This window comes from Evansella clarkii (genome assembly GCF_002019695.1).
GTDB lineage: Bacteria > Bacillota > Bacilli > Bacillales > Salisediminibacteriaceae > Evansella > Evansella clarkii.
Window position 1 is genome coordinate 930,000 of record NZ_KV917376.1, and the last position, 16,773, is coordinate 946,772.

17 protein-coding genes are annotated in these 16,773 nt (G+C 39.7%); 5 read left to right on the forward strand and 12 right to left on the reverse strand.

Annotated elements, in window-relative coordinates:
- Window positions 1-18: 18 nt before the first annotated feature.
- From BK582_RS26810 to BK582_RS04340, 3 genes are all read right to left on the reverse strand, one after another.
- A complete protein-coding gene (locus BK582_RS26810) occupies window positions 19-195 on the reverse strand; it encodes a hypothetical protein (protein ID WP_169910841.1) in 177 nt (58 codons plus the stop codon).
- 83 nt (window positions 196-278) lie between these two features.
- A complete protein-coding gene (locus tag BK582_RS04335) occupies window positions 279-980 on the reverse strand; it encodes a response regulator transcription factor (protein WP_078593149.1) in 702 nt (233 codons plus the stop codon).
- A 155-nt stretch (window positions 981-1,135) separates the two neighbouring features.
- The gene (locus BK582_RS04340) at window positions 1,136-2,362 is read right to left on the reverse strand and encodes a YncE family protein (RefSeq protein WP_078593150.1); all 1,227 of its coding nucleotides are present in this window, start codon (window positions 2,360-2,362) and stop codon (window positions 1,136-1,138) included.
- Between the two features lie 332 nt (window positions 2,363-2,694).
- Between BK582_RS04340 and BK582_RS04345 the strand changes: the two genes are divergently transcribed.
- Entirely contained in the window at window positions 2,695-3,027 is a 333-nt protein-coding gene (locus BK582_RS04345; protein ID WP_078593151.1) for a four-helix bundle copper-binding protein, read from the forward strand.
- A gap of 126 nt (window positions 3,028-3,153) precedes the next feature.
- Here the strand turns inward: BK582_RS04345 and BK582_RS04350 are convergent, their stop codons facing one another.
- Complete coding sequence (locus tag BK582_RS04350) at window positions 3,154-3,768, reverse strand: DJ-1/PfpI family protein (RefSeq protein ID WP_078593152.1); 615 nt, start codon at window positions 3,766-3,768, stop codon at window positions 3,154-3,156.
- A gap of 959 nt (window positions 3,769-4,727) precedes the next feature.
- Here BK582_RS04350 and BK582_RS04355 point away from each other — a divergent pair.
- Entirely contained in the window at window positions 4,728-5,225 is a 498-nt protein-coding gene (locus BK582_RS04355; protein WP_218190703.1) for a hypothetical protein, read from the forward strand.
- Between the two features lie 279 nt (window positions 5,226-5,504).
- On the opposite strand, the gene BK582_RS26815 is transcribed toward BK582_RS04355, so the two are convergent.
- The 5 genes from BK582_RS26815 to BK582_RS04375 form a co-directional block, all read right to left on the reverse strand.
- On the reverse strand, window positions 5,505-5,675 hold the full coding sequence (locus tag BK582_RS26815) for a hypothetical protein (protein WP_169910844.1): 171 nt from the start codon (window positions 5,673-5,675) through the stop codon (window positions 5,505-5,507).
- A gap of 1,007 nt (window positions 5,676-6,682) precedes the next feature.
- A complete protein-coding gene (locus BK582_RS04360; protein ID WP_078593154.1) occupies window positions 6,683-7,795 on the reverse strand; it encodes an SAVED domain-containing protein in 1,113 nt (370 codons plus the stop codon).
- Window positions 7,792-8,268 (reverse strand): Mov34/MPN/PAD-1 family protein, encoded by a 477-nt coding sequence (locus BK582_RS04365; RefSeq protein WP_276328192.1) that lies wholly within the window; start codon window positions 8,266-8,268, stop codon window positions 7,792-7,794. The genes BK582_RS04360 and BK582_RS04365 overlap by 4 nt, the downstream gene beginning before the upstream one ends.
- A complete protein-coding gene (locus tag BK582_RS04370; protein ID WP_078593155.1) occupies window positions 8,265-10,076 on the reverse strand; it encodes a ThiF family adenylyltransferase in 1,812 nt (603 codons plus the stop codon). Before BK582_RS04370 ends, BK582_RS04365 begins: the two co-directional genes overlap by 4 nt.
- Window positions 10,077-10,085: 9 nt before the next feature.
- Window positions 10,086-11,123 carry a nucleotidyltransferase domain-containing protein gene (locus BK582_RS04375; protein ID WP_078593156.1) on the reverse strand — a complete coding sequence of 346 codons (1,038 nt, stop codon included), beginning with the start codon at window positions 11,121-11,123 and terminating at the stop codon, window positions 10,086-10,088.
- A 645-nt stretch (window positions 11,124-11,768) separates the two neighbouring features.
- Here BK582_RS04375 and BK582_RS04380 point away from each other — a divergent pair.
- Window positions 11,769-12,719, forward strand: a complete 951-nt coding sequence (locus BK582_RS04380) for an endonuclease NucS domain-containing protein (RefSeq protein WP_078593157.1) — start codon at window positions 11,769-11,771, stop codon at window positions 12,717-12,719.
- 809 nt (window positions 12,720-13,528) lie between these two features.
- Here BK582_RS04380 and BK582_RS04385 read toward each other — a convergent pair.
- Window positions 13,529-13,819 (reverse strand): hypothetical protein, encoded by a 291-nt coding sequence (locus BK582_RS04385; protein WP_078593158.1) that lies wholly within the window; start codon window positions 13,817-13,819, stop codon window positions 13,529-13,531.
- Between the two features lie 163 nt (window positions 13,820-13,982).
- On the opposite strand from BK582_RS04385, the gene BK582_RS04390 reads away from it, so the two are divergent.
- Together BK582_RS04390 and BK582_RS04395 are read left to right on the forward strand one after the other, a co-directional pair.
- Window positions 13,983-14,498, forward strand: coding sequence for a helix-turn-helix domain-containing protein (locus BK582_RS04390; RefSeq protein WP_078593159.1), 516 nt, complete (start codon window positions 13,983-13,985; stop codon window positions 14,496-14,498).
- A gap of 52 nt (window positions 14,499-14,550) precedes the next feature.
- A complete protein-coding gene (locus tag BK582_RS04395) occupies window positions 14,551-15,726 on the forward strand; it encodes a site-specific integrase (RefSeq protein WP_078593160.1) in 1,176 nt (391 codons plus the stop codon).
- A 101-nt stretch (window positions 15,727-15,827) separates the two neighbouring features.
- Here the strand turns inward: BK582_RS04395 and rpsI are convergent, their stop codons facing one another.
- Window positions 15,828-16,220, reverse strand: coding sequence for a 30S ribosomal protein S9 (gene rpsI, locus BK582_RS04400; protein ID WP_078593161.1), 393 nt, complete (start codon window positions 16,218-16,220; stop codon window positions 15,828-15,830).
- Window positions 16,221-16,241: 21 nt separating this feature from the next.
- Window positions 16,242-16,679: a 50S ribosomal protein L13 gene (gene rplM / locus BK582_RS04405; RefSeq protein WP_078593162.1), complete on the reverse strand. Its 438-nt coding sequence runs from the start codon at window positions 16,677-16,679 to the stop codon at window positions 16,242-16,244.
- Between the last annotated feature and the right edge of the window lie 94 nt (window positions 16,680-16,773).

A 16,773-nucleotide genomic window follows, 5' to 3' on the forward strand; every position in this document is an offset into this window, starting at 1 on the left:
GTACACTAGATGTTAAAGTCACTTAATTTCATCGTCCTTACGCTTTTCTCTTCCTTCGAGCTTTTTGTTCTCCCTTTTTAAAAGGCTGACAAGAACCTGAGCTGCAATGAAGATAAATAACATTAATGTAAAGGTGTAAATGTACCCTCCATCTTCCCAGCTCGGAAGATGTACTATAGATTCTGCAACACTCATAAAACCATCCCTTCGATAGAACCCTTCAGATGAAGTTATAATTTGGTATATGGATAACTTATAAAAAGTTCCATTCGGCCGCTTTATGTGTCTGAGTCGGGGATTTTATAGCCAATTCCCCAGACAGTTTCAATTACTGGCTTGTTATAATTCATGCTCTTTAGCTTTTCCCGTATATTCTTCACATGGGTATCGACTGTTCTATTATCACCTTCGTAGGCAAGACCCCACTCCAGTTCCAGAAGATCTTCCCGGCTAAACACTCTCCCCGGATTGTTCGCAAGCCGGTAAAAGATTTGAAATTCTTTTTTTGTTAGTGGTAGTACCTTGTTCTCATATATCACTCGATAACTATCCGGCTGAAAATGCAGATCCATCACTGTAAACCCTTCCTTCTCTGCAGTATTCCATTTGTTCCTTGATCTGCGAAGCACAGCCTCTACCCTTGCCAATAGCTCCTTTGGCTCAAATGGTTTAACGATATAATCATCTGCACCTAACTTAAGACCCTCCACTACTCTGTCTGAGTCCCCAAGTGCGGTTAATAGTATAACAGGAATATGTTTCTCCAAATTTAATCTTAAAGTTTTCAACAGTTCAAATCCGTCTTTGACCGGCATCATAATATCCAGGATGACTAACTGGTAATCAAACTGCTTTATCTTTTCCAGTGCTTCCTCCCCATTACTGGCTTCATCTATCTGATAATGGCTTGGTCTCAGACATATTGACAGCAGCTTTCTCATTTCCTTCTCATCATCCACAATCAAAATTTGTTCACCCATAGAACCAAACCTCCCGAATGTGTCTATCAGTTCCTTTTATATTATATAGTAAACCAAACAAGTGAATTTTTTATGAAGATTAATTTTTTACAAGCTCACCCGCTCAAAAAGCTAAAAAATTATTCCCTCACTATGCGGTGAGGGAATTTTACCACTTAATTTATTGAAATTCCATTTGGGTACTTTCCTACGTTTATACGCTCTTCTTCTTCAAGTGTCTCGAGGTTAACTACCGAGATAGTTTCCTCAAACATATTTGTTACAAATGCATAGAGGCTGTCTTCGGAAACCACTACTCCATGGGCACCTTTGCCAAGTTGCAGCTCCTTCACCACTTCCATCTCTTCCAAGCTAATAATTGAAATGGTGTCAGATGGGTTTTCTTCACTGCCCTGATTAGCGACAATTACATATTTATTATCGTAAGTGGCATACATTTGTACAGGACCAGTACCTACATCAATTGTCTTCACAAGCTCCTGGCTCGCTGTATCAATAACTGCAAGCTGATCAGCAAGATGTAATCCAGCAAATGCATATTTACCGTCATGGGAAAAACCTGTCTGTACTGCTCCATCTCCTACATGCAACCTCTTTACTTCAGTTTTTTCCTCAAGGTCTATAATACTTACATCGCCACTCTGCATGTTTGCAACATAAACTGAACTCTGATCCGGAGAAACTCGGAGACCATGTGGATAGTTCCCAACCTCTATTATAGTAGCTTCCTCGGTAGCACGGTCTACAATAGTTACAGTGTCTTCACCTGAATTGGAGAAAACTACAGTATTCCCGTCCTCTGTGATTGATACGTGTGCAGGATGGCTCCCTGCAGGATACTCCGCTACCTTTTCCAAAGTGTTAATGTCATAGGCTGTAACGAGTTCACCATTTCCTTCGTCTTCATTTGATCCATAGGCATGATTATTTTCATTATCTTCATTATTTCCATGACTGTGACCGTCTTCGTCGTCATCATCACCATGACCATGAGGTGGGTTGATCGTTACCCATATTAATCCTGTTCCTTTATTAACCTCCACATTATGTGCCTGCCCATCCAGTTCGATCAATTCCTGTCTGCCATCCGGATAATAAATTACCGATAAAGTTTCGTCCTTTTCATTCGCTACAGCAATGATGTATTCTTCTTCGTTACCATTGTTTACGGCTGTTTCTTCTGATTCCTCTTCATCCCCATTTGCCCCATCGCCATTTTCTTCGTTTGCACCATTTACATTTGTTTCATTTGTCTCATTTCCCTCTAGAACTTCATTAGAATTACTCTCCGTCTCCGCTGAATTGGCTTCTCCACTGCATGCCGACAACAAGAGAGCTCCGGCAAGGATACTGGTTAAAAACAAAGTAGATTTTCTTTTCATGATGATAAAGTCCTCCTTAAGTTTTATAAGTTTATATTAAAGGAGCACACATTAACTTAGAGTGAGGTATATCACCATACAAAATTATATTTCTTTCCTGTTCAAACTATTGTCTCTCTTTCTTCACACATTCTTTATAACTACCTGGGAGGAGCGTGACGTATTATAGCCTCGAATATTGAAATTTGTATGAAGTTCAGTTTTCTCTTTAACAACAAATTATTAACAGAAGATTAAACCTTTCGAAGTTTTCCTTAAGCCTCCGAAAGGCTGTTTAACATTTTTTTAAAGTGGAAAATGTTTATTAGAAACCTGAAAAGGAGGAATAATATATGCCACATGAAAAGTACCAATCATTAATCGAAACCTTACATGAATGTATGGAAGCGTGCAACCACTGTTATGATGCTTGTTTAAAGGAAGAAAATGTGAAGATGCTGGCAGAGTGTATCCGCCTTAACAGAGAATGTGCAGATATTTGCTCATACTTAGAACAGGCTTTAGGGAGAGGCACACCATTTGCTTCTCAACTGGCTTCTGTATGCGCCGAGATCTGTGAAGCATGTGGAGAAGAATGCAAAAAACATGACCACCATGAACACTGCCAGAAATGTGCAGAAGCATGCTTTAAGTGTGCGGAAGAATGCCGAAAACTTGCTGCATAATGTACTAAAAGACGGCCAGCCTCTTGAGTTGAAGGTTTGGCCGTCTTTTTAAATGCTACTTAATCATTTGCATTACTAAAATGAAAGGATCACACTGAGCAGAGATGCTTAAAGGCGGAATATAATTTAATCTAATTCAATTGTATGAGCAGTTCGTTTAGCTGTCTCTTCGTCAAATAATTTGCTAACAACATGTAAGGCCATCTGAATTCCTGCGGATATACCTGCTGAAGTAATAACATTTCCTTCATCCACATACTTAACTCCTCTAATAACTTCTACTTCTGGGAAACTTCTCTCTAACAGATTTAAGGCTACCCGATTTGTAGTCGCTTTTTTCCCGTTAAGAATTCCCGCTTGGGCTAAGAAAAATGCTCCAGTACATACAGATGCTACTATCTTATCCTTATAGTTCTCAATCCAAGATATTATTTCTTTATTACTCCCTACTAACTTTAATGCTTTTAATGGACCTCCAGGAACAATAATAATGTCAAATTTCGGTGCATTGAAAAAACTGTAATCAGGCTTTACTTGCAGACCGTTATGTACTGTTATTTGCTTCCCATCTTGAGAAACTGTATTTACCATAAACGGTTTATCCTCTAAATTGCTAGAGAAGAGTTTTTTTACATCGTTATTACTATAAGTAGTTAAGTTAAAAACTTCATAGGGGCCAGCAAAATCTAAAGCATCAACACAATCAAATAGCAGTATACCTACATGATATTTCCTGAGCATTTTATTAACCTCCTTTTAAATATACACCCCCCTAGGGTATAAAAAGCAAGCGATTATATATTTGTTATCAAAGTCCCCGTTTTTTTAGTCACATATTCAGTTTATTCCATCAATCAATTTTTAACATAAATAACCAAATCATTTTTATTCTTTTTAAATACACACGGTAAATGACCATAAATTCACAAGGATAGAAACGGTTATTTCCAACCGATGGAATAGGGGAGTGAATCACTATAAATTTTACGACTTTTTAGTAGCAAAGGATTAATATAGCAATAAAAGACCTATGTGATTTCCTGTCTGAAAATCCATGCGTTTTCCTTTGTGATTTGATTGTTTGCACCTTGGAGTAAACCCATACCAATACTCACGGTATGGGTTTTTTTTTTGGCATCAGATACGTAGATCATGCTGACAACAGAAGCATCCCATGCATAACTCGTTCCGCACGGCATGTCACACGGTATGCGTACAGCATGACGCATAATTTGCTTATTTTATGGACCATGCGGTGAATACCGGGGTGGTTTTACGGGATGACACACGGTATGCGTACACGGTGCGACATCTCGTACTGAATTTATACGTACGGAGTACCGCACCAGATGGTGATGCGTATGGGATGACATATACCGTACGTATCTCATGCCATATCTCGTACGCATTTGATGATTAACAGGGTGTGCGTATGGTATGCGGTATTGTGTGCGTATCTGGTGCGAGATGCGGTGCAGGATGTTCGGATGGTTATACGGTGCGGTATGTCATGCGTATCTTGTTTTGCATGACGTGCGTATGAAATACGCATCGCATGTTAGTGCATATAACGTACGGAAATTATCGGTAATTGATGTCGCACCGGATGTGATACGGCGTACGGCACGGTATGCGTTTCGGGTTGCATCCGCAACCGGTTAACAATTCGAGATCAAAATTCGTAAATAAAAGGAGCGATTATGATGGCAGATTACAAATATAAAGGATTAACCGCATATATCAAACAAAACGAGGCGAATGCCGATCGATTTATGGTGCTCAGAAACGCCGTAGAAAGCCTTCAGAGCAGCGTGGAGGAGCGTTCTGTAGATATGAGTGCTTATGGAAGCATTGTCGGCTCAGAGGCTTACAAGCACCTTTATGACAACGATTCTATGACATTCGCAGAGGACTTCGAACTCCCGAATGAAACGCCACCGGAGTACGCCCGCGCAGTGGTAGAGCGGGTGACGGTAAAAGGCGTTATGCTTCACCGCGTGTACATCCCGGCGGTGTCAAAACGCGAAGAAAGCGCTCATGATTTTATCTATAACGCTCTGCGTCCAGTGCTTTTAGAGCTATTCGGCGAAGACCTGATTCACATGGTGATGAAAGAATCTGTGGAGTACGAGAACTTCAAAGACGGAAAAGAAACGATTTTAGTCTCTGTGGAGGACCGCGAGGCGGTTACCGCCTAAAATCACGGAACCGACAGCCTTTTCAGGGCCGTCGGTTCTTTTTTTTATGACACCAGAGTGGATCTCTCTTTGGAACTACCAGACCGTCTCTCCCGACCCGTAAACCCTGGAACCAAGCGCTTTAGAGCGGGTCCCGCGTCGGTCGGTGGTCCTTCTCGACTCTCTCGCTGCGCTCGTATAACCGCTCCCTCCTTCCCCCTCTAAATCGCTTAAAAGCCCTTCTTACAAACAGCGTGGGTCCCGCCTGACCTACGGTGGTTCTTCCTGACTTTTTCCACTTCACACTTCGTGTGTACAAACCCTCTTTTTTGTCATACAACCGCCTCGGTCAGCCCCCGCTGTTTGACGAATGTCTCTTTCTTGCTTTCTCTTTTTCTGACGTTTCGCTCCGATGACTCTCCGCTTCTCTATCACCTTTTTGACAGCTTCCCCTACCTCCTTTTCTGGCAACTCCCCGCTCTCCCTGATCGAATACCTGGCCGTCCTCCCGGCTCGATTATCAGCTCGTAGACACGCCCCATATGCCGCTCTGATCCGCCTCTATCGGAGTGCCTTCCGGGGCGGAATACGCGCCGGAATCCGCTGACGGACTCGTCATACGCCAATCTCGTCAGATGGAGCTTGACGGATTTTGCGATTCCCATAACGGCGCGGTTTACCGGCGCTTGAATCCGTGACGGATTTTACTATGGTGTCTCGCGCATGGGGCGTATCTGTTGGCGCGCCTGGTTTGTTGGAGGGTGTGGTATTTGCGGCGTGGTATCGGTACGGGTAGGGGAAAGAGCATAAGGGGGACGTATGACAAGCCTCGCTTCGCTCATTTGTCAGTCAGCATAGCTGACCGTCCCCCTTACTGCGAACAGGAACGCTTGCGCCTCCCTGTTCTTGGTCCTACGGACTGCTCATTCGAAAGCTCCTGTTCGTCGCTTTCTATTGGAAGACATTCTCCTTCACTCCCACGGCGATCATTCGTGATCCCCAAGTCCGTTCCGGTAGAAACCCCTATTGAACGAACCGTGTGTACAAAACAAAGCTCACCGCTTCGTTCGTACATACACTAAAGAATTATCGGACGTACACCTTTCTTAAATACCTGACCGATGAGGGAGGACTTGCTCCATAATAGACTGACTATCCTTTGAATTATCACCTTATTTTTTCATAACGGGTTCACTTGTGAGGTGCAAAATGCAATAACACAGACCAAATCACAAGGTAAATCACATAATATTTGTTTATGATTCACAGTATAATTCACATTTAAAGGCTTAGAGGAGAATCTCCTCAAAGCCTATTTCTTTATATTGCTTATTCAATTAAAGCCCCAAAATCTTGAAAGACTCAGTTTCAAGATAATTTAACAAGATACAGAATTCCACTGTTGAATTATTTTTATGAAAAAGAATAGATACTGTAACATAATCTAATGTAGCTTCTTAGATTTCTTTTAAAACCCATTAAATAGTGATGGCGCTATGATATTTTTTTTCATCCCTAATTTTGTACTCATACAAATGAATCACTGGTAGCATATTTTGATTAATGCAGCGGCCAAGTTCCACAGCCAATCCTGCAGGACCAAAATAGAACAAGTGAATTTCTGAATACTGATTTTCACCTTGTAATCTGTATACCTCTTTTCGGAAGGCACTTTTCAGAACTTCAACATCATTCTTGTATAAAACAGCATTTAATTCCGGCTTGTCAATTTTGATATCCAAGCTTTGGAATGAACCATCAACCGCATCTTTTATATCCTGTTCATGAATATTCCCGCTCACTTGTACGGTGACTACCAACTTATCATGAACGTATTCCGATATCTTTACTTCTGGAAGCCCGACATTTTTATCAAGGTTCGCATTTTCATGACACCACATTTGTGTGTCCCTATCAAATTGATGAACGACAGCAGCAGTTGTATCGGAAATCAGACTTCCCAAATGAATTAATAACGGAATCGGAGACAGTGGGAAAACAAAAAGGTAGGTACCCTCATTTTCTCTCTTTGAATTCACCACTTTACGGAAGAAATCCTCATTATCATTCTTCGCAGTTTTCCAACCCTCTTCTGTGAAATCAGTAAATTCCTCTTGCAAAGAAACCGCGTCTAACAATAAACAGTTCGTCTCCTTTGATAAAAGGATGGAATCGACGGGCATTGGGTTTTTTCGTTTATGAACCACCACGATAGCCTTATTTTTCTTAGAAAGCTGTTCTCTCACCCAGCTTTCATGTTCTTCTTTCATATAAAACAAATCAGTAGGAGGGTACGCTTTAATATTGGTGTCAATGGTATGGTGACACTGACTACACATAAGCATAATGTTATTAAGAGAATCAATATTTTCATCAGTAATGTCAAATTCTTCAGCAAATTCTCGTCTCGGTCCGCCCTGCTTCCCTTTTCCCTTTGCCTTCCCAATAATATGAGCTCTCTCTCCTATATTTACTTTTGCATCAACATCATCCAAAATTAAGGCCGTCTTACACTTGGCACACATTCCACCTGAACTTACCCATAAAGATCGGTCTTCTGCCGTGGATAATTTAAAAGGGTCCCTGCTCATTTATTCCACACCTCTAACTTATTTATTTTTACATTTCTCCGATTACCCACCCACGCTCCGATAGATTCAGTACCGATAATGAAGAAAAAAAGAAGTGATGATTCACACTGTGTCTTTCTCAACACTTTCTTCCACTCCCTTCTATCGTGGAAAGAAGGGGAAGGATGTTTCTCTGGATGAGTGTGCCATTCTCCCAAATAATTAAAGGTGCCATCACTTTCTTCCCAAATTTCATCAACTAGGTCCTGATGGGTTTCCAGGTGCTTTTTAAAGAAACACCTTTTTCGTATGTCTTTTTCCGTTGGTTCAGTTATTAAATCAATGATAATGTCATCAGAGTCTTCTATGAACCGTCCCATTAAAACTCCTCCCGCTTCTGTAGCAGTGCTTTCTAGTTGACGATACACACGGAACCTCTCTATAACCTCATCGTTTATCTTTAATTTAGAGGTTGGACCTAAGATGAAAATCATGGTGTTTCACCCGCCTGACATATTGCACAATTTACATTCTTATATAGGTAACGAGTATCAAACAGTCTGTCAGAAGAAAATTCATACCTCTGACTTAAGTGATATCCTTGGCTGAGGAGTTCCGAGGAATCACCCTTCCAAGACATAAGCGGGTTGTCTGTTTCTTCTCCTGTCAAAACCCGTAAAGCCAATCTGGTCGCCATAACGGCTGTCTGAAGGGCATCTATTGAACCATAGGGAGTGAATACAGATTGACACCCTGCTAACGATTTGCGGAAATTCTGACCAGGAGCTGCAAATGACGCCTGGTTTGCAACTAATCGTTTTGGGTCATCAGGTCGAGAGAATAAACACTGAAAGCAGCCCTTTGTTCCTTTTTTGGTTGATAAGGTATGCCCACCTATACCAAGGGGGTCCAGCCATGTGAAAATGATAGGTGGCGCGCCGTCCATTTGACGTATCACTTCATTTAAGTATAGCTCTTCCGTCGGGGAACCGAGAGCGATGATAATTAAGTCAGATTCAAGCAACAGTTGAGGTTCTTCATTGAAGATTTCCAAAATATCCGAGGTTTCATATTCAACCTCGATAAACGGAAATTTATTCTTCATAGCTCTTTTTATCGCCTCTGTCTTAGGAAAATGATAATATCTATCGGTACCTTTAAAATAAAGATCACTTATTCCTAATTCATGCCGATAAACGTTATCGATATCTAGGGTGTCTTTGTCTACCAAAGTAAACCTGCCAACCCCCGCTCGTGCTAATTCAAAGCATATCCTGCTTCCTAATGAGCCTAGCCCAACGACCGTCACTCTCTTACCTGAGATTCTGTTATGCCCCTGGGTTCTATTTAGTAAGTAGCCCTTATCATGTCGTTTGATCTCCAATGGAGTCATTTCAAATACCGCTTGTTTTTTTCTCAAAGGGTGGAGAAAAGGAAAATGCTTTCCTTTTCCCTGTTGAGCACGGAAATCAAAAAGCTTTAACCCTATAAGAGCTCTTTGCTCTTTTAGAATAGGGATTCCAAGTACGATATACTCTTCATCCCCCTTTTGTATTAATTTCTTCTTCAAATATTGCTTGAGCCTTCTCTTGGTTGAAGCCGTAATATTGTTGTTGATAAGCTTTCGATAGTCCTTGATATCCCACTTCTCCCAAAATGCAGGTGGTCTCAAGGAAGATGACTTTCTTAAAGGGATATATATTCCTTTGCTCTCTTTAAACTCATCTAACACTCTGCTGCTATATAAATTGTTCATATATTGAACTGTATTTTCATTGATTCTATCTAATAAAATTGACTTTTTTCGCTTCTCATCGTGATAAACCACTATATTTTTAAAACGCTCTTCTGGAGTAATAATAGCATCCACACGGCATATCCCTTCTTGCCTTGACCAAAGCGCTTCAAACTCAACCAAGAAGTCCTCTGAGTTCAACTTAAGAACGCCCTCTTCCAGCGTTCTTTTTGCACGTTGAAAGGATTCATGTATAATCCCCCTCGGATTGTTCCTATCGAGCAGTACCCCTTCATCATGCGAATAGCAGATAAATCCATCTGGCTCTATATGAGGAATAAATCCAGCTTCTTGACGATTCTTCAAGAAATACATTGGCTTTTTCAACGGAAAGTGAGAAGGAAGAGCAAGCTGAATCGTAATTTGCTCTTCCGACACACTAATCTTCCCCTCGAATGCATAGATAAACTGACTCCGTTCACTTTTTACTTGGTGTACATCTACTGCCTGAACTTCGGTAAAAAGCTCGCCTAAATCCAGATTTTCAATAGTAAAAACATCCGACATAAACACACCTCATGCAGAAGAATTGTCTACCATGATGGCTGGTCCTCTCTGCTGAGCAGATTCCTTTTTGGTCGGAACAGGGAAGTCTTGTCCGAACACTTTTTGTAAAATTTCGCATGCCTTTACTGGGTCGGCTTCATCTCTTGCCTCTTTCAAACTATCACGCAAGGATTCCAGTTTTAACTTGAAATTTTTCATTTGGCTGCCTGTCATCTTCTCATAAATATCATTATATGGAGGGGTAGGTAGATTTACCTCTAACCGATCTTCCCATTCACCGTCATCGTTAATCCTACAACTAAAAGAGTTAATCATATTTTGAACAAACGATTCCAATGCGTCCAAGTCATCGTATATTTTTGTAAATGCGTTATAAGAAAAATGCGGATAAAAATGAGTCAAGCCTGCTACCGTTAACCCTATCCCTGAAGGTCGGTTCACGACACTCTTAAACTTTAAATCTTTCCATCGCTTTAAATATCGGATAACCCTTCTGAATTGCTTGCGGTCTTCTGAATCAGTAAGGTTTTCTTTAATGGTTCTCACCAACTCTTTTGGGTCAGAATGCTCCCAGGTCCTGTTATCACTTCCGCTGCCGAGCTTCCCTTTGGCCAGATAAGTTTGACCATCAATATTTTCGTTTGAATAGATGGTAAAGTCTACATGGTAATTGCGGTCGTCCTCATCATCTTCACCTTCGAACTTTACAGTCACACAAGGATACTTCATCTCGGTGTTTTCATAATCATCCTTCAAAGCATTATATACAAGCTTCTTTGTTGTAACTGGATTTGGATAATCTACTGTTGAGATGTTAAACAATAGGCCGACATCGATATCATAGTCACCATCCTCAAATGGCTTAACTCCAGTGTGCATCGTATAGCTACCTTGATGAAAAATATCATACTTGCCTTCTTCAAAGTCGATGTTTTCTTTTAAGACATCAAGCAACTCCTCACGTTTTTCTCTCAAGACTTTGTTATCATCGATTTCTAACTTGATTGCATCATGAAAACTAAGGAAATAAGATTGCAGGTTCCCCATCCCTTTGTACCTCCTAATAAAAATTTTTATAGTCTGATGCTTTTGCTTTGGTGTAGGCTTTCCAAAAAGCTAAGTGAGAAGAGAAATTCATCTAGATAAAAAAGCACTAACGCATACATTCGTGTTGTTGAGATATTAACATTATACCTTTATACTATGAAACTTCTTTACGATTACAAAGTCGTTAAAGTTTCAATATTATGTTAATTCATTTTAATTATAAGTAATTTTTCACGAAAATGTAGTAGTAGCCCCCCTATCCTTCCTACATATTATCTTGCAACTGAGTCTTCAACTATCCTGCCCGTGAATTGAATAGCGGCAATTATTATCCTTATTTTAATATTTTTCATTCGATCTTCGTTAATCCCCCGGAAAAAACAAACGTCAATCGCATTAAATTCACATGCCCTACAATAATTATTTCCACCCTTAATAATTGGGGTGTGATTTCGTATTAAGATTTAACGACCAAAATGTGTTCGACACCTGATATATCCACACTTATAGTACTGTGAATTTCAATGTGAAATACAATCGTTTTACTTAGGCATTTTCTTGTTTGCATCTCTGAATTAACCCGTTATTCTTTTTCTTAATGGATTTTTTCTGTTTATTTGGAAAATATATTGATGAGGTGATTAGATGGAATTCAATTTAGAGATTTTAAAACAATCATATGGTGTTTTTAAAGTGGATTACCGACAAGACCAAGGAAAAAGGTATTTCGTATACGGGTATCAGCATGATGAGGAAGAATGGGATTTTGATAATGGAGACCTTTTAATGGTACTTGATGAAAAGGAGCAAATAAATGAGCTGAAAAGAAACTTTACAATTTTCTATAACAATGAATGGCTTTGTAAAACCTGTTTTAAACATAAAAAAGTAGAAAGATTAAAAGTAGAAAAAATAAAACATTGGGGATGGACAGCTTGGGAAGGGTTACCAAGTAATTTGATGAAGAAATTGCAAAATAAGATTCTTGTTGGAATACCTGAGTTTTCTTGGAAAAATGTTAAGAGGCTTGATGATCATAATTCAAATTGTTTTATTGATTTTAACATTTGTACTGAATGCATGAGTGAGGATGAATATGATAGTAAGTTTTCGGATATTATCAAACAGCTTGAGCTTTGGGAGCTTGAATTGGCTACTGAGGCCATTTTAGAAGGTAACGAAAAAGTGCTAGAAGGCTATATTGCACACAACATTGAAATAGTCGAAACCGATATGAAATTGATTGATACGCAAGTAAAGGTGAAAGAAGGCGTAATTGATATATTGGCTGAAGATAAAAATGGTACCACCTGTATTATTGAATTAAAGGTTAGAACGAATGATAAAAATTTAATTTGGCAGTCTGCGTATTATCAATCAGAAATAGAAGAAGACGTAAGAGTGATTACTATAGCACCTTCTTATGAGGACGTAATTAGTAAAGCATTACTGAACGTTAAAAATATTGAGATGAAAATATTTAATCGGGATGACAAAGGACTACTTCAGATTGAAAATTTTGAGCCAAACCAAACAGTAAAACTATCCGACAAACTAAGACTATTAGCTAATGAAGAGAAAGATAAAGCAATTTAACCTTTCAAGTTTTTTAGTTATAACATCACTCTAGCTTCGTTCGTTTAATAAAGCATATTATCTTATATTTATTGATGTTTTTTTGTTCCTGCTTTGTTCCTTTTTGGGGTCAAAATGTTCCTTTTTCGGCCTAAATGTTCCTATTTTGCGGTCATTTTTGCATGCGTGCAAGTATTATTTAATATGTAAGCGGTTTCAGTTTTGCATCGTAATTATGCCGTTTTTGCATGCATGCAAGTAATTTAGACTGATTTGTTCCTTTTTTCCTTCAAATGTCCCTGCGATGTCCCTGGAGTCACAGGCAAAAAAGGAACAGCTAAATCCTTTCGTATCAAGGGGTCACGCAATTATGTTCCTTTGTTCCTCTTTTTTTTAATGAAAGACTATATAAAAAAAATATAATATATACGTATGTTACGCATATAAAGTTTTCTCGAAAAAACCAGGAACGGAGGAACATTTTCGAGTTCGAGGTATGTCTAAAAGGGAAAAGCTTCCTCAAACGACCGCGACTTTGTTCTGTGACTGAGTTAAAATTTAATATAAAAATCTAATGACTTCGGAAAGCTTTAAGTTGCAGTTGAATATCACTAGGCTCCCTTCCCAAAATTTTTAGCGGGATTTCATCAATAGAAAAAAGCCGATTATCTTCCAACAATTTGGAAGATAATCGGCTATTTCTTCTGTTATGTCTAATTGTGACCGAACAAATGCTGTTGTACTTAGTTCTTCATTTATCCTTCGATACATTAGCCTCATTCAGCCATAGTTTCCTTGTTTACGTATCGCCTGCCAGCGATTTACTTATTTTATATCAGGTTTTCAATTTTTTTATATTTACTCACGAATTTAATAACATCCTCACGATCGACAAGCACCTTACCTTCTAACTCAATAATTGGTAAGCCAAGTTTTTCCAATTTTTGCAAATGCCCAAAAGAAATGCCAATAAACTCACAACATTGCTTTTTCGTCATAAACCTCCCCGCTCCACTTTCTTTTTTAGCAGCTTCAAAAGCTTCTTTGCTGAGTTCATAAAATAACTCATAATAATTACTCTTAAACTCATCTGAGACTTGCAATGGTATAAAACCCTTCATTAGCTTCGTCCTCCCCCTTTGTTTACTTAGTAAGTATATTATCACTCACTTAATTGTAAATTATTTCCATATTAATTTCAACTTTTAGTTAGAAAAAACTTTACTTAGTAAAGTAAACATGTGATAATAATGTTAATTAAACTAAAAAAAGGAGGGGATTCTATTGGATGCTAAAGAATTCGGGACCAAACTCAAAGAGATTCGGAAAAAGAAAAAATTAACTTTACTCGACTTAAAAGAACGAACGGGCTACTCTGATTCTTATTTATCTCAAATAGAAAACGGTTATAAAGATTTACCTAAACCCGCCTTACTAAGAAAGCTTGCTATAGGGTTAGACATTTCACCTGTTTATCTAATGAAATTAGCCGGCTACTCTGAGTCTTATATTGATGTTGAGAATGGTCTTGTTATATATGAGGGGAATGAGCCGGTTAAGGATGAAAAATTCCTAAATAAAACAAGAACTATAGATGTCAACCTTCCATGTATTGAAGAAGTGAAAACAGAAAACAGAGAGCAATCTATTAGAGAATTATCCGATGACGAATTAAGAAGAAGATTATTTGACCTTCATGATCTTCTTAGTATGAAGATTGACTTGTACTATAAGAACGAATCTTTAACAGACGAAAAACGTAAAAAAGTTAGAACCATACTTGAATTAATTTTTGAATAAGCATTTCCCTTTCCTGTATATAGCCTGCCAGCGTATTGGAAAGGAGACTATTATGGCAAACATTAAAAAGTACACAAAGAATGACGGTACCACCGCTTATATGTTTAATGCGTATCTCGGTAAGGATCCCCGTACTGGAAAAAAGAAACGAACGACACGACGGGGCTTCAAAACAAAAAAAGAAGCAAAAGTTGCACTATCTAAATTATTGGTGGAAGTCGATGAACACGGGCTCCGGCAAAATGAACAGATTACCTTTCAGGAAGTTTTTGAGGAATGGTTTAAGCAGCATCGTAGAGAAGTAAAACCTACTACAGTGTATGCGCTGGAGAGTAAATTCCGCAGGATTCTCCCGTTCTTCGGTCCTTACAAAATGAAAAACATATCCCGCTCGCATTGTCAAAAAGCTATCAACGCATGGGCCCAGGAGCTTAAAACTTTCAAGGATTATAAGATACAAGCAAACCAGGTCTTCCGATATGCCATGAAAATGGACATTATTAAGCGCAATCCGATGGATTATGTTACGCTGCCGAAACTAAAACATGAGATGGAATATAATGCGGAGCTGGAAGAAAAAAAGTATTACTACACGCGAGAAGAGCTCAGGAGCTTCCTAGAGGCGATTAAGGAGGACGACATGGGTTACACCATGTTTCGGCTACTCGCCTTCACAGGAGCACGTAAGGGGGAACTGTACGCCCTCCATTGGTCAGACGTGGACTTCCACCATAAGACGATCAGCTTGAAAAAGACTTTGATTCACACGAGTGGCAAAAAGCAGCTCCAGACATCCAAAACAAGGGCATCTCGGCGTGTGGTTAGCGTAGACGATGAAACTCTGGCGATCTTAAAGAAATGGCGTAGCAAGCAAATACAGCGCTATCTGACGTTAGAACTTTCCTCTTCTTTTCAATCTGATGATAAGCAGCCCGTCTTTACGGCCTTTAATCAGTTGAAACATGATATGGATTATTGCCGACTGGCTTACTTGAATGAAAAGTTGGAGGGAATATATAAAAAGAATCCAGAGCTCCCGAAAATTAATGTTCACGCCTTTAGGCATACACATGCCAGTTTGTTGTTTGCAGCTGGTGCTTCCATCAAAGATGTACAAGCTCGGCTTGGCCATACAGATATTCAAACCACAATGGATATCTATACTCATGTGACCGATGAGGCGAAGGAGAAAACAGCGGAGATGTTCCAGAAGTACATGACATTTTAGCGCGGGGTATTCAAGGGGTATTCAATTCCAAATCTGGACATGAAAAAGCCCTCCCTGCTCCATAAGAGCAAAGAGGGCAAACCCTTGGTATATAAGGTTTATTAACGCTTCGAGAACTGAGGTGCACGACGAGCAGCTTTAAGACCGTATTTCTTACGCTCTTTCATACGAGCGTCACGAGTCAGGAAGCCTGCTTTCTTAAGAGATCCACGGTACTCAGGATCTGCGCCAAGAAGTGCACGAGCAACTCCATGACGGATAGCTCCCGCTTGTCCTGTGTATCCTCCGCCGCTTACATTTACTAATACATCGTAGCTGCCTTCAGTTTGAGTTTCCACTAATGGCTGCTTAACAATTAACTTTAAAGTTTCAAGGTCAAAGTAGTCGTTGATGTCACGGTTGTTGATCACGATGCGTCCGTCACCTGGTACGAGACGTACACGTGCAACAGAGTTCTTACGACGACCTGTTCCATAATATTGAACCTGTGCCAAGAAAATTCCCTCCTTCTATAATTAACCGCGCAGTTCGTATGCTTCCGGCTTTTGTGCTTGATGTGGGTGCTCACTGCCTGCATAAACGTGAAGCTTCATGCCTTGCTTGCGTCCTAAAGAATTCTTTGGAAGCATTCCTTTGATCGCTAACTCAAGCATTCTTTCAGGCTTCTTGTCAAGCATCTCCTGAGCTGTAGTAGTCTTAAGACCACCATTGTACTGACTGTGGCGATAGTACTTCTTGTCAGCTAATTTGTTACCTGTTAAATGAATTTTCTCCGCATTGATAATGATTACGTGGTCTCCAGTATCGATATGCGGTGTATATGTTGGCTTGTTCTTTCCGCGAAGGATGCTCGCTACCTCACTTGAAAGGCGACCGAGAGTTTGTCCTTCAGCGTCAACAACATACCACTTACGCTCAACTTCGCTTGGCTTTGCCATATATGTTGTACGCATTATTTTCCCTCCTAAACATGCTTTGCTTTATCATTTTAATCTGAGTCAAACCGTCATAGATTCCGTACCCGGGGCTAGTGGGCTTAGAATACCA